The 24039-nt window shown below is 42.9% G+C and carries 17 protein-coding genes; 1 reads left to right on the top strand and 16 read right to left on the bottom strand.

Annotation, left to right across the window (positions count from 1 at the left end; all coding sequences use genetic code 11):
* Positions 1-19: 19 nt before the first annotated feature.
* Positions 20-1471: a RimK family protein gene (locus CXF88_RS09655; RefSeq protein ID WP_101086647.1), complete on the bottom strand. Its 1452-nt coding sequence runs from the start codon at positions 1469-1471 to the stop codon at positions 20-22.
* Positions 1472-1546: 75 nt separating this feature from the next.
* Here CXF88_RS09655 and CXF88_RS09650 point away from each other — a divergent pair, with 75 nt between their 5' ends.
* Positions 1547-2641 carry a GNAT family N-acetyltransferase/peptidase C39 family protein gene (locus CXF88_RS09650; protein WP_101086646.1) on the top strand — a complete coding sequence of 365 codons (1095 nt, stop codon included), beginning with the start codon at positions 1547-1549 and terminating at the stop codon, positions 2639-2641.
* Positions 2642-3192: 551 nt separating this feature from the next.
* On the opposite strand, the gene CXF88_RS09640 is transcribed toward CXF88_RS09650, so the two are convergent.
* The 15 genes from CXF88_RS09640 to CXF88_RS09570 all read right to left on the bottom strand — a co-directional run bounded on the left by CXF88_RS09640 (position 3193) and on the right by CXF88_RS09570 (position 24031).
* Positions 3193-4440, bottom strand: coding sequence for a DUF4041 domain-containing protein (locus CXF88_RS09640; protein ID WP_101086644.1), 1248 nt, complete (start codon positions 4438-4440; stop codon positions 3193-3195).
* Between the two features lie 12 nt (positions 4441-4452).
* Positions 4453-5802 (bottom strand): DUF4041 domain-containing protein, encoded by a 1350-nt coding sequence (locus tag CXF88_RS09635; protein WP_197708430.1) that lies wholly within the window; start codon positions 5800-5802, stop codon positions 4453-4455.
* Between the two features lie 632 nt (positions 5803-6434).
* Positions 6435-8024, bottom strand: a complete 1590-nt coding sequence (locus tag CXF88_RS09630) for a M28 family metallopeptidase (RefSeq protein WP_101086642.1) — start codon at positions 8022-8024, stop codon at positions 6435-6437.
* Positions 8025-8345: 321 nt separating this feature from the next.
* On the bottom strand, positions 8346-9812 hold the full coding sequence (gene tilS, locus CXF88_RS09625) for a tRNA lysidine(34) synthetase TilS (RefSeq protein ID WP_101086641.1): 1467 nt from the start codon (positions 9810-9812) through the stop codon (positions 8346-8348).
* A gap of 9 nt (positions 9813-9821) precedes the next feature.
* Positions 9822-13298 (bottom strand): DNA polymerase III subunit alpha, encoded by a 3477-nt coding sequence (gene dnaE, locus CXF88_RS09620; protein ID WP_101086640.1) that lies wholly within the window; start codon positions 13296-13298, stop codon positions 9822-9824.
* A gap of 110 nt (positions 13299-13408) precedes the next feature.
* The gene (gene rnhB, locus CXF88_RS09615) at positions 13409-14047 is read right to left on the bottom strand and encodes a ribonuclease HII (RefSeq protein WP_101086639.1); all 639 of its coding nucleotides are present in this window, start codon (positions 14045-14047) and stop codon (positions 13409-13411) included.
* 20 nt (positions 14048-14067) lie between these two features.
* Complete coding sequence (gene lpxB / locus CXF88_RS09610) at positions 14068-15216, bottom strand: lipid-A-disaccharide synthase (RefSeq protein ID WP_101086638.1); 1149 nt, start codon at positions 15214-15216, stop codon at positions 14068-14070.
* Positions 15217-15225: 9 nt separating this feature from the next.
* Complete coding sequence (gene lpxA / locus CXF88_RS09605; RefSeq protein WP_101086637.1) at positions 15226-15996, bottom strand: acyl-ACP--UDP-N-acetylglucosamine O-acyltransferase; 771 nt, start codon at positions 15994-15996, stop codon at positions 15226-15228.
* Positions 15993-16454 (bottom strand): 3-hydroxyacyl-ACP dehydratase FabZ, encoded by a 462-nt coding sequence (gene fabZ / locus CXF88_RS09600; RefSeq protein WP_011636755.1) that lies wholly within the window; start codon positions 16452-16454, stop codon positions 15993-15995. Before fabZ ends, lpxA begins: the two co-directional genes overlap by 4 nt.
* A gap of 31 nt (positions 16455-16485) precedes the next feature.
* The gene (gene lpxD / locus CXF88_RS09595) at positions 16486-17511 is read right to left on the bottom strand and encodes a UDP-3-O-(3-hydroxymyristoyl)glucosamine N-acyltransferase (protein WP_101086636.1); all 1026 of its coding nucleotides are present in this window, start codon (positions 17509-17511) and stop codon (positions 16486-16488) included.
* Positions 17512-17516: 5 nt separating this feature from the next.
* Positions 17517-18014, bottom strand: coding sequence for an OmpH family outer membrane protein (locus CXF88_RS09590; protein WP_011636753.1), 498 nt, complete (start codon positions 18012-18014; stop codon positions 17517-17519).
* Between the two features lie 65 nt (positions 18015-18079).
* Entirely contained in the window at positions 18080-20563 is a 2484-nt protein-coding gene (gene bamA / locus CXF88_RS09585; protein WP_101086635.1) for an outer membrane protein assembly factor BamA, read from the bottom strand.
* 31 nt (positions 20564-20594) lie between these two features.
* Complete coding sequence (rseP, locus tag CXF88_RS09580) at positions 20595-21965, bottom strand: sigma E protease regulator RseP (protein ID WP_101086634.1); 1371 nt, start codon at positions 21963-21965, stop codon at positions 20595-20597.
* 12 nt (positions 21966-21977) lie between these two features.
* Positions 21978-23168: a 1-deoxy-D-xylulose-5-phosphate reductoisomerase gene (ispC, locus tag CXF88_RS09575; protein WP_101087204.1), complete on the bottom strand. Its 1191-nt coding sequence runs from the start codon at positions 23166-23168 to the stop codon at positions 21978-21980.
* Positions 23169-23173: 5 nt separating this feature from the next.
* A complete protein-coding gene (locus CXF88_RS09570; RefSeq protein WP_101086633.1) occupies positions 23174-24031 on the bottom strand; it encodes a phosphatidate cytidylyltransferase in 858 nt (285 codons plus the stop codon).
* Positions 24032-24039: the final 8 nt, after the last annotated feature.

Below are 24039 nucleotides of genomic sequence, written 5' to 3'. Positions count from 1 at the left end.
GTTGATTATTGTCTGGTAATTACATGCCGCGAAGCTGAATACGCCTTAAAAACTCAGTCATCACTCGGTCATACACTAAATCACCTAAAAACAAATCCTCGACGCCATGGTCGATACTCGGATTGTCATTAACTTCAATCACATAAGCTTTACCGTCGATTTCTTTTAAGTCGACGCCATACAAGCCAGCACCAATTAAATTAGACGCTTTAACCGCAGCATCGACAATATTTTGTGGCACCATCTTCAAATCGATACAGTCAAAATCACCACTACTGACGCGACCACTTTGATGATGTTGGTAAATCTGCCAATGACCACGACTCATAAAGTAACGACAGGCATAAATAGGTTGGCGATTTAACACGCCGATACGCCAGTCATAATCGGTTGGCATAAACGCCTGCGCTAAAATTAGCGCGCTGTGCTCAAAGATTATCGCTGCTTGTTCAAGTAAAGTTTCACGGTCTTTAACTTTAACCACCCCGAGCGAAAATGCGCCATCGGGTACTTTAAGTACAATCGGTAACCCTATGGTGTTAATAACATTATCGGCCCAGTTTTTATCTGAGGCTTTAAAGATTAAACTTTTGGGTACGGGCACTTTATGTTTGTTTAATAGTTCGGTTAAAAACACCTTATTAGTACACTTCATAATGGATTCAGGATCATCCATTACCACTAGCCCAAGTTGCTCAGCCGCTTTAGCGAACCGATAGGTAAAGTTGCTGATATTGGTGGTTGAGCGAATAAACAAACCATCAAATTCACTTAACCGAGCCAGATCATGAGAACCAATTTGGACTAAATCCATGCCAATACGATTAGCCGACTTAGTAAATAACTTTAACGCGGCTTTATCTGATGGCGGCATTTTCTCATGCTCATCCACCAGCATGGCAATTTCGTAACGATAACGTTTCGACGGTTTCGGTAAACGCCATACTTTTTGTGAAAACACTTCAAGATACTTGGCAAATAAATCTTGTTCAGGCTCGGTTAAATCTTGAAACGCAGCAGGCTCAATGGTGTTAACTTGCCATTTACCTGACATTTTTAACAAATTCACCTGCAATACAGGCACAGTAAAGCGTTCAAATATTTTACGCGCAAGCTTGTCTAGCAACGGATTATCACAATAGCCAAAATACAGCTTCATGCTGATTTCATTCACCGTCTCTGGCAGCTTATCTAAGCCTGATTGCGGCAAACTAAAAAAACGGTCCTGAGATAAATCATTAATGGTCATTACCCGAGGGATCACGCGATGCCCACGGGCTTCCGCCATTAACGAGCAGTAATAACCTGTGCTTAAATAGTCATAACTACGACACAAGTTAATCACTTGCATGGCGCTTTGATCTGCAAATGCACCCATTTCTAAATAATCATGAACCGTGACCATATGGTCACTGGGCAAATAGGGACGCCAATCATTAACATCGTCGGTGACAATTAAAAAATGAGCCATAAATATCTGTTGCCTCTTGTGCGGTTTAGCGCGTAAATTAAGCCACTATCATGTTTTGCCAACTCGAGCCGACTCATGCTTATTCGTCAAGCGACCCCCAGCGATTTGCTCCAACTAAACCACATCGAAAACAATGCATTTAGTGGCGATAAAATCAGTTCTCGGCAGATGAAACGCTTTCTCAATTCACCTCTGGACAGCTTATTAGTGGCCGAAATAGACGGCACACTTGCAGGCTATGCTCTGGTGCTATTTCATCGAGGCACTCGGCTAGCCAGGCTGTACTCTATTGCCGTTGCAAGCGAATTTAGAGGTCGCAACATTGCCTTCGAACTGGTCACACAATGTGAGCACACAGTAGTCGAGCGTGGTTTCATTACATTACGCCTAGAAGTGCGAAACGACAATATCGCTGCCAAAAATCTTTATTTAAAAATGGGTTATAAAGTCCTAAAAACCTTAGTGCATTATTATGACGACTTGGCTGATGGCGTGCGCATGCACAAACGCCTAGACCCACCAGGGCCAAGCAAAGTCATCAAGATGCCTTTGTATGTACAAACCACCCCATTTACCTGTGGCGCAGCCTGCTTAATGATGGCCATGAGTGCGGTAAAGCCGCAATATAATCCAAGTCGAGTTGATGAGCTGAGCATTTGGCGCGAAGCCACCACTATTTTTATGACCAGCGGCCACGGCGGTTGCAGTGTTCATGGCTTAGCCTTAGCAGCGATTAAGCGCGGCTTACAAATTGAAATGTACAGTCAATCAACCTCGGTTCCTTTTATTGATAGCGTCCGTGATAGCAATAAAAAAGCCGTCATCACGATTGTGCATGACGACTTTTGCCAACAATTGATTTCGCAAGGTGTTGAGATACACAACGCGGCACCTACACTGGTTCAAATTAAACATTGGATTGACAGCGGTTATGCCGTTTTGCTGATGATAAGTACTTATCGCTTTAATGGCGAGAAAGGCCCACATTGGGTGGTATTAAGCGGTTACAACGAGCAGTTCATGTTTATTCACGACCCATTTGTTGAAGCACAAAAAGATGCGATTAATGCAGCGTATGTACCGATTAGTCAGTCAGAGCTGGCGCAAGTGATGCAGTATGGGAAGCAGAAACAGGTTTCTTGTTTAGTGGTTAAATCATCTTTGGCTTAAGATGGTTAAGCTTTTTATGGCCAGCGGGCACTAACGTCGTGGCGCTTCACCCACACCAGAGTTTCAAACTTCGTTTGAATTGAGATCGCAAGGTTGCACCTTAATCAGGTCAAATTTACTGTCGTTCTGGTAGTGCTGTTGAACTGGAATCCAGCTTTGTTCTTATGGCCTGCGGCCACCAACGTCGTGGCGCTTCGCCCACACCAGACCAAGAGGAAATTAACGGCTATTCCCTCTTGGAACTCCCAGCCGCCCCGCAACATTTTCAAAAAACGAAAAGGTCGCCATGGAGATTGATTTAACTTTGACCTGCATTCGGAATCTGCTTCGGCCTTATTCGAAAATGCTAACGCTTCCGATGGTACATCCTGTACCGCGAAAGCTAAGCTCACATCCATGTGAGCTTCACGCTATTTTCTTCAACGGCCTCAAGTTCAGAGTTGAATCTATGCATTTTCATAAAAAACTAACTCGTTTATGGAAAAAATCTAACTGACTGTTTATGACTCTGACATTTAGGTTTAGAGTAATACGACTACACAATAGCCAGTCTATTTATTTAAATTAACGTCAAAGTAATTGATATTAATTGATTTATCATACCGTTCTAATTGCTCAATCACGTCTGCGGGCATCACATAGAAGAATTCTTTACGATTATTAACTAAATTAACTCTTTGTTCTGCAAAGCTATTGTGCAAATATTTTTCAAGGGTGGGTGCATCTTCGGTAAAAACGAAAGCATGAACATCGAATAACTCAGGTACCGAAGCATCACCAAGCTCTTTTACCCTATCATTAGGATCAGCCCTTCTAGTCATCCCAATTTTACAGACTCCTTTGCCAAATGACATTTCATTCGATATGACATATACATACCCAGCTCGAGTCAGTTGGGCTAAAGATATAGCTCGTCTTTCTTTTTCACGAAGAATTTCTAATTCCTGCTGATGCAATTTATATAACGCTTTCTGCTCTTCCGTACTCGACTCTAATTTAGCCAATTCTTCAGCGACTAGCTTTTCCATTATAATTCGTTCTTTTTCTGCTTTTTCTGCAGCAGCGATTATTCGCCCTTCTTCGCGCTCTGCTTCACGGAGAATTTTTGCCTCTTCACGTTCAATGTCTTTAATTTCTAGATTCAATTGATTTAGTTCATAACTTAACCGAAACTCCTCAGTTTTTAACTTTAAGTATTCATTACTCAGATATGTTTTAACTGTGGTACCAGAAACATTAATCTCATTGAATGTATCTGTAGTACGCTGAATTAAACGATTTATGTTATTCCATGCTACCAGCGCTGATGCTGCCTTAAATTCATTGTCTAAACAACGAAGTCGTAGCTTAACTTCTCTATTAAACAATTTAGTGGCTTCTGATTTCTTACCGTTAACTCTAACATCTGAACCTATGCTACAAATACAAGCAGTCTTTTTACCTACCATCTCTTTTAGTCTAGCTTTGGACTGGTGTAATTTACTTTCTATATCTTTCAGCTCCCTACTATTAACCAATTTTGAATATACCGTAGAGTCTGATGTACCAATACTTATATGGTACTTAGAAAACAATTCTTCACGTTTACGGAGAAGTGTTAAATTATCTTGATAACTTGATTGAAGAGAGCTGTACTTATTGTTTAAATCATTTAATTTTTGTTCTTCAATCGTCACTGGTTGATACATTATTTGAATCTGAGCAGATTTTTCTTTTAGCGCCAGAAACTTAGTTCGAGATGACAAAAGTAAATAAATTGAATAAGATAATAAACATGCTAATAACATAATTATGTACATATGCTATTCCCCCTATATGGAAGCTGGTAACTGATATGATGAAGTCTGAGCTTGTGAGGCATCATGTTTAAGAGCTTTTCGCATGAGTAAGCTTTCTCGATATTCTTTTGCTTCTGCATCAAAATACCAATCACATTCAATACCTAATTCTTCCATGGCTTCCGTTACTTGTTGTAACGATACTCTGAAGAACTCTTTACGATAATTGTCGGCATTCACACGTCTATCATTAAACTTTTGATGCAACTTCCTTTCAATCTCAGGAGCATCACCAACGAATGTGAGTGTATGAACATCAAATTTAAAGGGAACACTTGCATCACCCAACTCATTTACTCTATCCATAGGTTCTAAGCGCCTTGTCATGCCTATCTTCACAACTCCTTCACCAAAGCTACCAATATTAGAAATGACATAGATGTAACCAACTCTTGTTAACTGAGCTTGTGATGTTGCTCTTTCAAACTTACGCTCTAACTGATTAATTTCACTCTTAATATGGGAAATTTTTAATTCTATTTCTGCGGCATTAGCACCGTGTAATTGACTGGCAAGCTTCTGAGCTTTTATCAAATCAGATTTACGATAATAAAGTTCATCCCCTATTTCCTCTGCTTGATCACCTGATTGATTACCTTGCGCTCTAATTAAAGCCTGTTGCTCTTTCTTTTGCTGTTTAAGGTTTTCTTTGTGTTGGAGCTCACGATGCCAAACTGAAAGCTCATTTACTTTAAGCTTTAAATAATCACTTGAAATAGCAACTCTTGCTGTTTCACCAAGTTTTGATAATTGCTCTTCAAGCTTATATAGTTTTTTCAGTGCTATATCATAACTTGAATGACGCATTTGCTTTCGAATGAAATCAAACTCAGCATTAAATGCTTTTAACAAAAGGTTTCGATAAGAACTAACCATCTTAGCACCTTCACTTTTACTGCCAAACCACTCCCAGTTAGAATATGCAGTTGTCGCTCTACTATTCCTGATTGATTCGAATTGTACTTCTAAACAATCTTCAATATGCTTTTTCAGTGATTCACTATCATCAAAATTGAATGTAGGAGGAAACAATCCAACATCGATAAATTTTAATTGTCCATTAATATGAGCTAGTTTTTTATTTAACTCATTATATACAAGCATCCCTGTAGATAGCTTATGTTCGATGTTTTGATATGATTTCTGTAAATCAAGTATAAGTTGATCAATCGGTTTACTTTTCAGCGCTTTTTCTTTACGTTCAATTTCAATAGTTAGTTCTTTACGTTTACGTGATGTTGAGTAAACCATAAAAAATGTCACACAAGATAGAACAGCTAAAACTAATAAAGTAATTTGATAGAGTTCGACATCCTTGAACATAAGCTTCTCCATTTTATTTTGTTACACGAAGATACTTCATATATTTATGTAACGCATTCTAATATTTAAAAATTAAGTCATATTGCAAAGAAATAGTGTTAACCACGATATTTCATTAAACAAAACTTGCTCTATATTTTTGTATCATTGGCAATACTCTTCAACTAGTTTCGCGGCAGAAACGAGTTATATGCCTTGCTTGTAATGGGTCTCAACTCTGAACTTGAGGACGTTGAAGAAAATAGCGTGAGCCTGACAGGACGTCAGGCTAGCTTTCGCGGTACAGGATGTACCATCGGAAGCGTTAGCATTTTCGAATAAGTCCGAAGCCGATTCCAAATAAAGCCCAAAGCTGGATCAATCCCCATGGCGACCTTTTCGCAGCTGTTGTTTTGTAAATAGCGAAAATGTTGCGGGGCGGCTGGGAGTTCCAAGAGGGAACAGCCGTTGGTTTCCTCTTGGTCTGGTGTGGGTGAAGCGCCACGACGTTGGTGGCCGCAGGCCATATGTATCAGCCCATGTAGGGTGGAACCTTGCGATCTCAATTCAAACGAAGTTTGAAAAAGTCTGGTGTGGGCGAAGCGCCACGACCTTAGTGGCCGCAGGCCATTTCAAATAAAAATACACTACGGTTATTTACCGTCCATCGCTCTGCGTTTTTTAAAGTCTGAATCTTCGATCCATTTTGGCCAGTCGTTGTTGTTGGCAAGCTTTTCAATGATGTAGCTGATTAAAGCGAGGTCTTGCTCTACCCCGCCTAAATTCCAGCTGGCATCGTAATCGTCTGCGCCTTGATGGTACTTATGGGCAATGTAGTCTGGGTCGGTGTCGCCTAAGCTCATGAACATTAACCCGGGGACGCCTTGTTGGGCTAAGGCAAAGTGGTCTGAACGGAACATTAAGCCATTTTGTGGACGAGGATCAGCCTTTACAGTGCGGCCTTGTGCTTTGGCGGCATCATCTAAATAGGTTTCAAGTTCTGATACGCCTTGGCCATAACGCAGGATGTAATTAACACCATTGCCTACATTCATGCCGTCTATGTTTAAAAACGATACCAGTTGTTTAGTCGGTACCGGAGGATTGGCAGCAAAGTATTGCGCGCCAATGAGTCCTGTTTCTTCTGCGGTAAATGCAGTAAACAGAATAGAGCGTTTAGGTGCTTTATTTTGCGCTTTAAAATGACGCGCTAATTGCAATACACCAGCAACGCCAGAGGCATTGTCGACGGCGCCGTTTAAAATAACCGTTTTACCATCTTGCAAGGTTTTACCTAAATGATCCCAATGGGCATGCATGACTAACCATTCGTCGGCTTGGCTGGTACCTGGTATCAGCCCTGCTACGTTATATGAGGTGGCTAATTCAATGGTATTTTTTACTGCTAAATTGGCTTTGAGTTTAAGTGGTATAGACTGAAAACCCGCTTTTGCTGCGGTGAGTTTGACTTTATCAAAGTCTAAGCCTGCTGCTTGAAACACTTTTTGCGCGGTTTGGTGCTGGATCCAACCCATGACGCCAATGTGTGATTGATTATTTTGATCATCAACTAAGGTGTATTTAGTATTAGTGTTGCTGTTTTCAACGACGTTCCAACCGTAGGCTGCGGGTGCAGTTTCGTGGACAATAAACACCGCTTTGGCGCCCTGCCTTGCTGCTTCTTCATACTTATAAGTCCAGCGGCCATAATAGGTCATGGCATTGCCTTTAAAGATGGCAGGATCTTGAGTCGCAAAGCCTGGGTCATTGACCAGCATAATCACGGTTTTGCCTTTAACGTCAATGTTGGCGTAATCATTCCATTGATATTCTGGCGCATTAATACCATAGCCAACAAACACTACATCGCTGTTATCTACATTCACTTGAGGCTGAACTTGTTCAGTACGTGCGGTGAAGTCAGTGCCGTTGTTAAACACTAAATCCCCCATACTCAGCTGCATTGTTTGATCGGCAGTAATTTTAGCCATTGGCACAGCTTGACGATAACTGTCACCAAAACCTGGAGCGAGTCCCATTGCTTTGTAGGCGTTTTCTAAATACTCAACCGTCAGTTTTTCACCATGGGACAATGGTCCACGACCTTCAAATTCATCACTTGCTAAGGTTTGCACATCTTGACGATAGGTTTTTTGATCAAATTGAAACGGCGTAGCATTTACGCTTGGCAGCAAAAACGCACCAAACACGGCTAATAAACGAAAGGTATTCACAGACAACATCCTCTGTTGAGTATTAAGAAAATTTATTGTAACAGATGCTAGGGACTAGAGCGGACTTCGTCCTGCTAGAACGCTTCGCGGCAATAAAGGCCGAATTCAATAATATAGTCTGAAGCCATCAGCAGTACTACCGCTTTTATAGCATCTAGTCGCGAAGCGGCCTAGCACCTAGCGATTTATCCGTTGTTATCGCTTGTTATCATCTTGGCAGACTGTTACCGCTTTTGCTTGTTGTAACCGCTTGTTATCATCTTGGCCGACTGTTACCGCTTTTGCCTGTTTCTATCGCTTGTTATCGTCTTGACCTGCCGTAATCACTCTTCATCGTGCGTCAAAAAGCGGTATACAAATCCCTTGATCACCCGTTTGCGCTAAATAGCGTTTGTCGACCCATAAACCAACGGCGGCGACTAAGGTGTCACCATAAAAAACTAACGGGATTTGTGGTCTACGCCATGGCGGGATATTGCATTCTTGCCACAGTTTCTTTAATTCGCGCGGTTTTTGCCGTTGTGATGTGGCAAATTGTGGCTGACATTTAATTGAACCTGCCGCGCCAAAGCGTATGCTCACGGCGGTATTATTGGGTAAAGCAAGTAGCGGCGTATTGTCTGTGGCGATTTGCAGGCCCAGCTGGCATTGCTTGTGCCCAACTCGGCACACTATCTGTTGCAGCTCGCCTTTAAGCAGTTGCTCAAATGGTTGTTGAACTGTACTTGCATCAATAGCGTCGAGCTCTTTATGGCTAACCACATAAGCGATACCAGCAAAACGTTTAACTTGATAATCGCCCCACTGAATCGACATGTTAGCGTCGTCTTTAGCCGCTAACAGTTGTGACAGGATCTGCTGTAATTGCGCTTGCGAAGGTAAACTAACGCCACAATGAATTAAATAACCGCGAAACAGTAATGCTTGCCAAGCGGCACTCAATTTACCAAACCCGGTGAGTTTAAACCCGGTTGATTCGGTCATTAATGCATTTGTATCGCCGGGCACTATTAACCACTCGGGTAAGCGATGACTCACTTCGTCGTCAATAACCTGTTGCTGCTCGGCACATAATGCGGCGCTACGCCCTGCGGTGGTCGCAATACTTGGCCAACGCTGTTTTAATCTTGGAATGATATCCAGGCGTAAAAAATTTCTATCAAAGCTGTCGTCTTGGTTACTTTCATCTTCAATATGGGATAGTTGTTTTTGCGCCGCAAATTGCTCGATTTGATCGCGGCTGATATCCAATAACGGTCTAACTAGCCAAGCTTGTTTGTAAGCTTGTATCGCCCCCATTGCCGCCAACCCTTTTGGGCCTTGACCACGTTTTAACGCGAGTAATAAGGTTTCAAGTTGATCATCTTGATGATGGGCGGTCAGTAAAATGTCACCGGGATTAAGATAACGGTCAAATGCTTGGTAACGAGCATCGCGGGCTTGCGCCTCTAAACTCTGCCGAGGGCCCTTTTCAACCTTAACTCGCTCAATCTGCACTGGCAGCTGATAATGATTAGCCCGAGTGATACAGTGCTGTACCCAAATGTCAGCATTGGCACTTAGCCCATGATGAACATGAATAAGCAGGCAAGCAATATGCGGATGTTTGTGTGCCAAGGCACTTAATCCACACGCGAGCACCTCTGAGTCAACGCCGCCACTGTAAGCCAGTACTAACTTAGGCGATGATTCACCTTTAACTACATTCATTTGATAAAGGGGTAATATCGCTTGTTCGAGCAAACTTAGCAGTTGTGGTGCACTCATTTGCTCTGTTAACGAAGACTTTTCAATCATGATGCGCGCCTAATTAAACACGATTTTGACGTTAGTTGAACCAAGCATGCTTTCGAGGGCTAACATTAACTCATCACTGGGATTAACTCGCCACTCTTCACCTAACACGATTTTGCCGCTGGCTTGCTGTTTGGTGTAGTTAATCACCACAGGCACAGCGCCCTTACGCCACGGTGTTAATGTTTGCTCAAAGGTTTGTAACCACTCAGGCGTGACATCATCGCCATGAACATTGATTTCAACCGCTTTGGCAAAGTGACTGCGCGCTTCGCCAATTTCAATGATATTACGGGCGTTCATGCGATTGCCGCCAGAGAAATCATCAAAGCTGACATCACCTTCACAAATAAGAATGCGATCTTTTTCGAGCATGTGGCCAAACTTTTCAAACGGTTCGGTAAATAGCATGACTTCTAAACGGGCACTTTTATCATCTAATGTGACTAAGCCCATTTTAGAGCCACGCTTAGTGATCATCACCCGTGTTGCCACCACTAGACCAGCTGCTTTTACGGTTTTACCGCGCTCGGTTGGGTGAATGTCTTTTAAGCGGCCATTAGTGTATTGCTTCAGTTCTTTTAAATACTGATTAATAGGGTGACCAGTAAGGTAAAGTCCTAATGTTTCGCGCTCACCTTCCAACCAGATTTTGTCTGGCCACGGAGTACAATGGACAAAGTTTTGCTTACTGTCTTCAGGTTCACTATTGAGTAAACCAAACATGTCATTTTGGCCAGTAGCTTCTGCTTTAGCATGTTGCGCCGCGGCACTAATCGCTTGAGGCAAGGTCGCCATCATTGATGCTCGATGCGGGCCTAATGTGTCTAAGGCGCCTGCAAGGATAAGCTTTTCAATTACTCGCTTATTGAGTTTTTTTAAATCAATTCGAGCACAAAAATCGAACAGGTCGGTAAACGGTCCATTTTTACGGGCTGTTAAAATAGAATCTACCGGGCCTTCACCGACGCCTTTAATCGCGCCGATACCATAAACAATATTAAGGTCGTCATCGACCGTAAACTTGAATAAGCCTTTGTTGACATCGGGCGGAATTAGCGGCAAGCCCATGCGTTCACATTCGTCAACCAAGGTGACGATTTTGTCGGTGTTGTCCATGTCGGCAGACATTACCGCGGCCATAAACTGCGATGGGAAATGGGTTTTTAGCCATAAGGTTTGATACGACACCAGTGCATAAGCGGCAGAATGCGATTTGTTAAAACCGTAACCGGCGAACTTTTCCACTAAGTCGAAGATTTTCATCGACAAGTCGCCGTCGACGCCGTTATTAATCGCCCCTTCTTTAAACGTGCCGCGCTGCTTTGCCATTTCTTCAGGTTTTTTCTTACCCATTGCACGACGGAGCATATCCGCGCCGCCTAGGGTGTAACCCGACAATACCTGAGCAATCTGCATGACCTGCTCTTGGTACAAAATGATGCCGTAGGTCGGTGACAATAACTCTCTTAGTGACTCATGCTGATATTCTGCATCTGGGTATGACACTTCTTCACGGCCATGCTTACGTTCAATAAAGTTGTCAACCATGCCTGATTGCAAAGGACCTGGGCGGAAAAGTGCCACGAGTGCAATCATGTCTTCAAAACAGTCGGGCTGCAGACGTTTAATCAGGTCTTTCATACCGCGAGATTCCAGCTGGAATACCGCGGTTGTTTCGTAGCGTTGCAGTAATCTAAAACAGGCAGGATCGGCAAGCGGAATGGCTTCGATACTAACGGGGTCTTTACCTTCTTTAATCAGGCGCGGATTAATCATCTGCAATGCCCAATCAATAATGGTTAAGGTACGTAAGCCCAAGAAATCGAACTTAACCAGACCAGCAGTTTCAACGTCATTTTTATCAAATTGTGTTACTGGGTTTAAGCCTTCGGCATCGCAATATAGCGGTGCAAAATCGGTAATTCGAGTCGGTGCGATAACCACACCACCGGCATGCTTACCCGCGTTACGTGTTACGCCTTCTAAGCGGCGACACATATCGATAAGCTCTTTAACGTCTTCATCGCCGTCATAGGCTTCAGGAAGCGCGGGTTCAACTTCAAAGGCTTTCGCCAATGTCATCCCTGGTTCTGCGGGGATTAATTTAGTTAACCGTTCAACAAAGCCGTAAGGATGACCTAATACGCGGCCTACATCGCGCACAACGGCTTTGGCCGCCATAGTACCAAAGGTAATAATCTGTGATACCGCTTCTCGGCCGTATAACTCGGCAACGTGATCAATGACTTCGTCGCGTCGGTCCATACAAAAGTCGACGTCGAAATCGGGCATGGATACACGTTCAGGGTTCAAGAATCGTTCGAACAGTAAATCGTATTCTAGTGGATCTAAGTCGGTAATTTTAAGCGCGTATGCGACTAATGAACCCGCACCCGAACCACGGCCGGGACCAACTGGAATGCCGTTGTCTTTGCCCCACTGAATAAACTCCATCACGATAAGGAAGTAACCAGGGAAACCCATCTGGTTAATGACTTTCAGTTCAATCTCGAGGCGTTCGTCATATTCGACACGTTTTTCGGCGCGAACTTGTGGAGCTGGAAATAAAAACTCAAGACGTTCTTCTAAGCCTTTAACGGACACGTTAACCAAGAAATCTTCAATGGATAAGTCGCCAGTAGGGAAATTAGGCAAAAAGTATTCATTTAGGCGAATGGTGACATTACAGCGTTTCGCAATTTCAACGCTGTTTTGAATTGCTGACGGAATATCGGCAAATAATGCAATCATTTCATCTTCGGTGCGCAGATATTGTTGATCGCTATAGGTTTTAGGGCGACGAGGATCGACTAAGGTAAAACCATCATGAATAGCCACCCGGATTTCATGTGCTTCAAAGTCATCTTGTTTTAAAAACACCACTTGGTTAGTGGCAACTACAGGTAAACCTTTGGTTGATGCTAGCTCAACCGCCATGTGTAAATAGCGTTCTTCATGGGCACGACCAGTGCGGATAAGCTCGAGGTAATAGCGATCTTCAAAGTGTTGTTGATAAAAGGCAATCAGCGACTCTACTTGGTTTTGATTACCTTTTAATAATGCCTTACCGACGTCGCCATCTTTGGCACCTGAGATAATGATCAAGCCACTGTTATATTTGACTAACCAATCTTGGTCGATCACCACTCGGTTATCGACATGACCACGAAGATAAGCTTCACTGATCAACTGAGTCAGATTTTGGTAACCTTCATTGTTCATCGCAATAATGGTTAAGGCGCAAAATTCTTTTTCAAAACCAGGTGTTTGCACCCAAAAATCTGCGCCAATGATCGGTTTGATCCCCGCACCATTACAAGCACCATAAAACTTAACCAAACCACAAAAGTTGTTTTGATCAGTTAACGCTATTGCTGCCATCCCCTGATTTTCAGCAGCTGCAATAATAGGTTTAACTTTAGCAACGCCATCTGACATTGAATAATCACTGTGGACGCGCAAATGAACAAAACGAGGATCGGACATAGAATATTTTTTCTTCGAAAAAGATGAATGAAACAACACGAAAATGCGGGATTTAGACTACCAAACTACGCGATGTTATCCAACGATAAACTCGCTTAATTTGGCTATTATCAAAATGTATCCTGAAGCAATATACGCTCCGCAACAGGTTTAAAACTTCTACGATGCTCAGGCAACACACCATACAAGGCTAGCGCTTCAAAGTGCGCTTTGGTTGGGTACCCTTTATGCTTAGCAAAGCCATACTGCGGGTGCAGATTGTCTAACGCGTCCATCTCGGCATCACGAGTGACTTTGGCAATAATGGATGCCGCACTAATAGCAGCCACTAAGCCGTCGCCTTTAATTATCGCATGACTGGCAATACCAAAATCCGGTACCCGATTACCATCAACCAGCACTCGTTCTGGTAAAATGGATAACCCGGCTACTGCGCGCTGCATGGCCAACATGGTGGCATGCAAAATATTCAGCTCATCGATTTCAGCAGGGCTGGCACGGCCAATACTGACACTTAGCGCATTATCCATAATCTGTTGATATAAGGAATTACGACGTTTCTCGCTAAGCTTCTTAGAATCATTAAGGCCAACAATCGGTTTATTCGGATCTAATATCACCGCGGCAGTGACCACATCGCCAACCAATGGACCACGTCCAACTTCGTCAACACCAGCAACAAGCCCTTGTGAAATAATGGCTACTTGTTCAGGGGTAATACCTTTTATCACAACCGATAATGTCGACATATTAGCTTATCCTAGTCAGGTTACGGCGCTGGTAATAATGCTACTACAGCATCTGCAGCTCGCTCGCTGGCATTACACTTTAGCAATTGATGTAATTCTTCAAAGCGGGTATTTAGCGGTGCAAAATCTTGATTAAGCTGGTTGATTATCGCATCGGCAATTAACTGTGGTTGGCAATTAGCTTGCATCAGTTCTGGCACGATGGTGTCGTTTGCGAGTAAATTAGGCAACGAATAATTTTTGATTTTCATCATTTTAATCGCGATGGCGTATGTAATTGGGCTAACCCGATACGACACAACCATAGGACGTTTAACCAGCATGGCCTCTAATGTCGCGGTGCCAGATGCTAATAAAATACAATCTGCAGCAGCCATGACTTCGCGAGATTGACCTTCAACAATAGTGACTTCTAGATCGGGAGCAAACTCCTCCAGTGCAGCAAGAAATTGTTGTCGACGAGCATCATTAACCACTGGGGTGACAAATTTGATGTCTGGAAAGGTTTGCTTAACTAACTGAGCAGCTTTTATAAATGGTTCAGCTAATTGCTTTAGCTCTCCGCCTCTGGACCCTGGCAATACTGCCAAGTATTCAGCATTAGGATCTAATCCTAATAACTGCCGCGCAGCCAGCTTATCACTGTGCATCGGAATATCGTCCGCAAGTGTGTGCCCCACAAAGGTACAAGGTACTTGATGTTGGTCGTAAAACGCTTTCTCAAACGGCAATAACGACAACACCATATTAGTGGCTTTAGCAATTTTAAATATACGTTTTGGACGCCAAGCCCATACTGACGGGCTGACATAATGGACTGTTTTAATCCCTTTGGCTTTTAATTTAAGCTCTACGCCAATATTAAAATCGGGCGCATCAATACCAATAAAACAGTCTGGCGCTAATTCAGTAATTTGTTTCACGAGACTTGAACGAATATGAAGCAGTCGAGGTAAATGTGATAACACTTCGACTAAGCCCATGATCGACAGTTCTTCCATTGGGAATAAACTCTCAAACCCTAGAGCTTGCATTCGAGGGCCACCAATGCCAATAAAGCGTGCATCAGGGTAGCGTTTTTTGAGTGAATTAACTAAACCGGCACCTAAAATATCGCCGGAGATTTCTCCGGCGACAATGGCGAATACTTTTGAAGGAGAGTTGGTCATCGTTTCCGTCTATCGAATAATGCCACGAGCAGAGTGGTTGATAAATTCCATAAATGCTTTCACATTGATGTCTTTTTCAGCGGCCTCGATTAATTCAGCGTTAGCTTCTTCAATGGTTAAACTCTTACGGAAAACCGCTTTGTACGCACTCAAGATTGCTCGTTGGTTTTCTTTGGTAAAACCACGGCGTTTTAAGCCTTCTAAGTTTAATCCACGCGGTACTGCAGGAGAACCAGCAGCCATCACAAATGGAGGAACATCTTGCAAAATAAGTGAAGCACCCGCGGTAAAGGCATGCGCGCCAATATGTACAAACTGATGCACACCAGTCATGCCGCCCAAAATAACCCAATCGCCAACATGTACATGACCCGCAATTGAAGCATTATTGGCCATAATAACGTTATCACCGACAAAACAGTCGTGGGCAATATGAACATACGCCATAAACAGACAGTTAGAACCGATGCGAGTTTCACCTTTATCTTGGGTCGTACCACGGTGAATGGTAACCGACTCACGAATGATGTTATTGTCGCCGATAATTAAGCGAGTTTGTTCGCCTGCGTACTTTTTATCTTGACACTCTTCACCAACTGAAGAGAATTGAAAAATACGATTACCTTTACCGATAACCGTTGGACCTTTAACCACAACATGAGAACTTATCCATGTGTCGTCGCCGATTTCAACGTTTTCACCAATGTAGGTCCAAGGACCAATAGTGACGTTATTACCAATTTTGGCTGTTGGGTGAACAAACGCTAATTTATCTATCACTTCTTAATCTCTCTACGTGCACACATGATTTCAGCAGAACAAACCAGTTCACCATCAACCAAGGCTTCACCAACAAACACACCAATACCGCGACGCTCTTTAATCATTTTAACGTGAAAATGTATTTGGTCGCCTGGCTCAACAACACGTTTGAAACGCGCTTTATCAATACCAGCAAAATAATACAGTACCTCTGGAGACGGCTCTGTACTCATGGTTTTAAAGGCAAGTAAACCCGTTGCTTGTGCCATGGCTTCTAAAATGAGCACGCCAGGCATAACAGGCTGTATCGGAAAATGTCCCTGAAAAAAAGGCTCATTAATGGTGACATTTTTAATCGCATGTAAGTGCTCACCTACAGTAAAGTCCAATACACGATCGATCAACAAAAATGGATATCTATGAGGCAGATATTTAAGTATCTCTTTAATATCCATGGTGTTTAATTGGTTTGACACACTACATTCCTTAAATAAGGCAGAATTACAATTATTCTGTGCCCTTAGCACTTTTCTCGAGGGTTTTCACTCGGCTAAATAATTCATCTAATTGACGGAAACGAACAGTGTTTCGACGCCATAATTTATTTTCCATTGCGATGGTAGCAGACGAATACACACCTTTTTCACGGATAATGCTGGTCACGTTTGTTCCGCCTGATATGTGTACACCATCAGCGACACTCAGGTGTCCAGCAACAGCACTACCGCCACCGAGGATACAATATTTACCAATGGTAGAACTGCCGGCAATAATAGAGCCGCCAGCCATTGCAGTATTTTGGCCGATAATGACATTATGAGCAATTTGAACTTGGTTGTCGATAATCACACCATCGTGGATCTCGGTATGCGACAACGCACCACGGTCAATGGAAGTACATGCGCCAATTTCGACATGATTGCCAATCCGAACGCCGCCGGTTTGTGGAATTTTAATCCAGTTACCGCGCTCATTGGCATAACCAAAACCATCAGAGCCAATAACAGTCCCTGAATGGACGATGCAATGATGGCCAATATGGACATTATGATAAACGCTCACGTTCGCCCAAAGACGCGTGTTTGAACCAATAATACTGGTTTCACCCACCACACAACCTGGACCAATCTGGACATTTTCACCCAAAATAACATTGGCACCTATCACTGCATTTGCACCAATAGCCACACCGTCACCTAAAATGGCTGATGCATCTATTTGAGCCGAAGGATGAATACCAGGTGTTTCTTTTGGGGTGGTATCAAGTAATTGCGCTACTCGAGCAAACCCTATGTAAGGATCGCTAACAATCAGGGCGTTACCATGATAACCACTTGCTTCTTTTTCGCTCAGCAATACCGCACTAGCTTGAGTTGCCTCAAGCTGAGCACGGTACTTACTATTGGCTAAAAAAGAGAGTTGGCCTTTAGTTGCACTTTCAAGGGTAGCGACACTGGTTATTTCCAGCGTGGCGTCGCCTTTAATCGTTGCCCCTAATAGTTGGCTAAGCTCTTTTAAAGTCACTTTTTGCATACTTATTATTTGCCTTTGCTTAAGGCTTCTACCACTTTGCTGCTGATGTCAGCTTCTGGCTTAACAAAAATAACTGCGCCACGTTGTAGCACCATGTCGTATTTTTCTTTACCAGCGATGGTATTAATCGCTTTTTGAACTTGAACTAATAGTTTGTTTTGCTCTTCACCTTGACGACGACGCATGTCTTCATCTAATGCTTTGCCTTTCAACTGGAATTCAGACTTTAATGATTCCATTTTACGTACTAATTCAGTCTTTTGTGAATCGCTCATTAAGGCGCCGTCACGTTGTTGTTTCTCAACCAAAGAACGCATTTCTTCTTGCATTTTTTGGACTTCAGCAACACGGTCACCAAACTCAGCTTTTAATGATTTAGAAATTTGTTCGCGCTGTGGCAACTGCTCGAACACTTCACCCATATCAACCACAGCGAGTTTTTCCGCTTGGGCTAGCATAGGGGTAGCAAACAATGCCAATGTAATTAATGCGCGATTTACCATCTTTTTCAAAGTAGACTCCTTGTTAAACTTGTTGTTATCAGCAAAACCTGCCGAGTGTATTTGTTTTAGAACGTTTTGCCAATATTGAATGAGAAAATCTCTGTCTCGTCATCTTCATATTCTTTCAGCGGCCAAGCTAAACTAAATACCATAGGGCCCATTGGTGATAACCACTGCACGCTCATACCCCATGAGGCACGTAAGCGTTCTGGATCGCTATAGTCTTCTAACTTAGAGAACTGATCCGCTGGTAAAGTCCGATATGAGTCATAATCAAACTCAGTATCCCATACGTTACCCGCATCAACGAAGAAACTGGTTCGCACTGAGTTAGTGTAAGCTTCATCAAGGAATGGTGTCGGAACAATCATTTCAAAGCTTGCTGTTGCAATGGCGTTACCACCAATTGAACGGCCAGAACTCACCTGAATGGTATTTGGGTCACCAGGCAAACTACAACCATCACCAGAAACATCAGGCGCACATTGCTCACTACCACGGTATAAATAGAACGAACGAGGGCCTACTGAGTTAGACTTAAAGCCACGTAACGAACTGCTACCACCAGAATAATAGTTTTCCCAGAACGGTAAGATTTGATCGTTGTCGTTAAACTGACCATAACCGTTTGAATAACCTAAACGGGCGCGAGCCAATAATACAAACCCATGCTGAGGTGTCAAAGGGAAGTAGAAGTTGGTATCGAAATCCGTTTTAAAGTACTGTAAGTCAGAACCTGGCACGGTCATTTTACCGCTTAAACGTTGCGACGAACCATCTGTCGGGAACGTACCACGGTTAAGTGTGCTGCGGTACCAACCGGCATTCAATTCAAAGTTATCAAAACTTAAGTCTGAATTAGGATCATCAGTTTCACGATACACATTATAGAAACGCAACGCTTGTTCATAAGCAGAGATTTCTGAAATAGTATTATGACGATAACCAATACCACCGTTCAAACGGTTAGATTCGTTAATCGGGAATCCAGAGTTTAACGCTACACCATAAGATTTATTCTTATAGCGCTCAAGGTTAGCCTCGTTGGCATCAAACTCGTTCCAGTAAACGCTACCACCTAAACTGACACCATCCTTAGTAAAGTATGGGTCGGTATAAGACAAGTTAGCACTTTTAGAATATTTGTTAGTGTTTACGCTAAAACCAGCTTGGTTACCAGTGCCAAGGAAGTTATTTTGCTCAACGCCAAACTGCAAACTCACACCAGATTCAGTACCATAACCGACACCTGCGTTGAACGAACCTGACGGTTGCTCTTTCACAGTCACTGCGACATCAACTAAATCGTCACTGCCCGGTACTTGAATGGTTTCTGCATCAACAGTTTCGAAATAACCTAAACGGTTAAGACGTAGTTTAGACTGTTCAATTTGAGCAGAATTCAACCACGCACCTTCCATTTGGCGTAATTCGCGGCGCATTACCTCATCTTTGGTAACCGTGTTACCAGTGAAGTTAATTGAGCGAACATACACGCGCTTACCCGGCTTAACATTGATGTTGAGTACCACTTCTTTGGTTTCATCATCAATTTCAGGATAGGTTTTAACTTCAGGATAAGCATAACCAAAGCGGCCAAGGTATTTGCTGTACATTTCTTCGGTGAATGTCACGTCGGCACCGTTGTACATGTTACCCGCTTTAATTGGTAAAATAGATCTCATTAACTCTTCGCGACCCATTAGGTCACCAATTAAGTTAACTTCTTTCACCTTGTACTTTTCACCTTCATTCACGTTAATAGTGATGTACAAACCTTTACGGTCTGGTGTCATCGCCACTTGCGTTGAAGTCACTTCAAAGCGAATATAGCCTTGATTATGGTAATAAGTTTTAATGGTTTCTAAGTCAGCTTGTAGCTTTTGCTTTTGGTAGCGACGTTCACCAAATAAATCCCACCATGCCACATAGTCTTTAAGCTCAAGCATACTGATGAGCTCAGAGTCTGAGAACACAGTATTACCTACTACGTTGATTTGACGGATTTCAGCCGCTAAACCTTCGGTAAACTTAAATTTAAGCTCAACACGGTTACGCGGCAAGTTGATGATTTGCGCTTCAACTTTGGCACCGTATTTACCCACACCGTAATAGAAATCTTGCAGGCCTTTTTCAATACCAGACAACATTGTTCTATCAAGTGATTCGCCAGCTTTAACACCAGAACCGTCAAGGCTTTCTTGTAACTGCTCGTCTTTGATATCTTTATTACCGTCAAACGAGATAATACTGATAGTTGGACGTTCTTTAACCGTTACATAGAGTATACCGTCTTCATGACTGACACTGATGTTTTCAAAATTGGTTGAACCGTAAAGGCTCTTAATCGCTTGCTGTAATTTAACTTCATCTACCGTGTCACCTACTTTCACAGGTAAACTCAATAGTGCTGCACCGAGAGCAACTCGTTGCAAACCTTCTACTTGGATGTCGGTCACTTCAAAAGGTTGGAAAGACTCTGCCCAACCATTCCCTGAAAAAGACGCGCCGACGAATAACATCGAGGCAAAAATTTTATTAAATCTCATAGAGCACTTCTAATTATTAGTCTGTCCTTGCTCAGAGTCGGGCAAAATCGTTGAATAAGGCTACGCCCATCAACATTAGCAGCAAAGCTGCGCCAAACCTGAATCCTATTTCCTGTACCTTTTCGGGTACAGGCTTACCAGTAATCACTTCTATAAAGTAATACAGCAAGTGTCCCCCATCGAGCACTGGCAGAGGCATTAAATTAATAATACCTAAGTTAACGCTGATGAGCGCGATAAACCCTAGAAAGTACACTAAACCGTAACTTGCACTGGCGCCTGCGCCTTGTGCAATCGAAATAGGACCACTAAGGTTTTTCACCGACACATCGCCGGTAAATAATTTTCCAATCATCTTAAAGCTGACGACAACGAGTTGCCATGTTTTATCAGCTGCAGCGATAACAGAATCTACTATGCCATACTCAAGCTCAAAGCGCATATTATCAGGCCACTGTGCTTGGGTTGGGCTAATTCCGACAATTCCGATAGTTTTACCATCAGAATTTTGTTGTGCTTTTGGCACAACATCAACATTGATTTGTTCGCCTTGACGTATCAATGTCATATTAATATTTTTGTTAGCAGAGCTTTGTACCACATCAACAAACGCATTCCAATCGCTGTATTGAGTGCCATTGATATTGACGAGTTTATCGCCAATCTTAATGCCCGCTTGCTCTGCCGCACTGTCTTTACTCACTGCCGCAATCGTTGGATCTATCCCTGGGCGAAATATCCCTAAACCGAGTGCGGTAATCGGCGACTCTTTTTCTGGATCGAAAACCCAATTTCGCGTATCGAGTTTTACGGTGCGAACGGGCATATCCATGCCCGACAACGCTGGTAATGGTGCTAGGGATAACTCAATACTGTCATCACCAATATGACCCACTAAGGCTAAATTAACTTCTTCCCAAGTACGTACTGGCTGTCCTGATACCGCTATAATTTGTTGTGGTTCAACCAACTGAATAACACTGGCAGGACTATTTAACTTAGTACTGTCTATTACCGGCTTAATCGACGGAGTACCAATAAGGTACATGACATATAACGCTACAATTGCAAAAATAAAGTTAGCTATCGGGCCGGCTGATACAATCGCAATACGTTGCCATACCGTTTTACGGTTAAAGGCCTGGTCAAGTAAATGCTCCGGCACGTCTTCAACGCGCTCATCAAGCATTTTGACATAGCCACCTAGTGGGATCATAGCGACGACATATTCAGTGCCATCTTTACCCACTTTACGCCAAATCGCTTTGCCAAATCCGATAGAGAAACGCTCGACTTTAACACCACAACGACGGGCAACCCAAAAGTGGCCATACTCATGAGCGGTAATTAAAATACCCAACGCGACGATAAAAGAACCTAAGCTCCAAAAAAAATCTATCATTATTTCCCTGAATTAATTTAGTCTGCTGATAACGGACACTGCCGTGGCACGTGCTTGCTCATCAAGCTGTATTATATCTTCAATACTGTCTAAACGTGTTTGTTGCACCGAGTCTAAACAGCGATAATTAACGTTAGCAATATCAGTAAAACGAATTAGACCTTTTAAAAATGAATCGACAGCAATTTCATTGGCCGCATTCAACACTGTGGTCGCTTCCTGACCTTGCTCACAGGCTTGCATTGCTAAGCGTAAACATGGAAAACGGTCAAAGTCAGGTTCACAAAAGCTTAACTGTCCGACTTTGAAAAAATCTAAAGGTTCAACGCCAGCGCCAATTCTTTGCGGATAGCTCATACAATGAGCAATCGGTGTACGCATATCGGGGTTGCCCATTTGTGCAATAACAGAACCATCGCGGTATTGCACCATTGAATGAATCACGCTTTGAGGATGTATCACTACTTTGAGCTGTTCAGCTTGCGTATTAAACAACCAGCGAGCTTCGATAAACTCTAAGCCTTTATTCATCATGGTGGCTGAATCGACAGAGATTTTAGGCCCCATGGACCAATTAGGGTGATTGCAAGCTTGAACAGGTGTCATCGCACTCAGAGTGGCTAAATCAGTGTTTAAAAACGGTCCACCTGAACCGGTTAATAAAATATGTGATATGCCATTAGCACTTAAGTCACAATAACCGAGTTGCGCTTGGACATTGGTTGGTAAACATTGAAATATGGCATTGTGCTCGCTGTCGACAGGTAGTACTGTCGCACCAGATGCTCTAGCCGTGTGCATAAATAACTCACCCGACATAACCAATGCTTCTTTGTTGGCTAGCAACACGCGTTTACCCGCTTTAACAGCGTCAAATGTCGGTACTAAACCTGCTGCGCCAACAATAGACGCCATAACGGTATCAGTGCGACTGTCGGTCACTAACGCATTTAACGCCTCAGCACCTGTCGTCACTTGAGTAACACAATCATTAGGCAATAACGATTTAAGCTCCATGGCGGCGCTCTCATCCACCATATGAGCATACTCAGGCTGATGAGTGATACACAAGGCCAGCATTTTTTGAACACTGGCATTGGCCACTAATCCATAGACATGAAAATCGGCAGGGTTATTTACCATCACACTTAAGGTGCTAGCGCCAATTGAGCCTGTAGCCCCTAAAATCACCATATTTTGCATTGGCATCACATCCACATGGCTATGTAGATAAAGGTAAACACTGGCAATGCAGCCGTTAGACTGTCGATACGGTCTAAAATACCACCATGACCAGGTAAAATGGTGCCAGAGTCTTTAATATTTGCAGCACGTTTGAACATACTTTCAGACAAGTCACCAAAAGCAGAAGCCAGAGCAGTAACGAGTGTCACCACAATGAGTAAGCCTAACTCTTGTTCTGGCGCAACATACATAATGCCCGCAACTACGACCATAGTAGTAATTAAACCACCGGCTAAGCCCTCAAGCGTTTTAGCAGGACTCACACTCGGCATCAATTTATGCTTGCCTAACTTACGTCCAGCAAAATAAGCACCGGTGTCAGTCGCCCAAACCACTAACATAACGATAAACACTAATGCACCACCATAATAGGGATGAACGTTACTGCTTAACGATTTGAGAGCGATTAAAGAAGCAAAACACGGGATGAGTGTTAACTGACCAAACATGGATTTCAGCATAGGGCTGTCTTTCCAAATTTTGGCACTTTTAGGAAAACTGAACACCAATGCACTACTGACTATCCACCAAAATACACCAATAGTGATGATGGCCAAATAAATAGGGTGTAATTGGCCTTTAAACCACAACACATCTAAGGGTACTGATAAGTTAAGCGCTATCATTAACAGACCCAGGGTAGCAGTAAAAGACCACTGGGTGACATTACAGCTTGGGTCAATGAAACTGCCCCACTCTTTTGCTGCAATTAAAAACACTGGCACTAACACCCAAGCAAACCAGTTTGCTGGAAGTAAAAATATTGCCCCGAGTACAATTGGGATTAACCACAATGCTGTTATTATTCGTTGTTTTAGCAAAAACTAAT

This window comes from Shewanella sp. ALD9 (genome assembly GCF_002836315.1).
GTDB lineage: Bacteria > Pseudomonadota > Gammaproteobacteria > Enterobacterales > Shewanellaceae > Shewanella.
The sequence above is the reverse complement of the archived record's forward strand: the minus strand, read 5'-3'. Positions and strand labels throughout refer to the sequence as shown.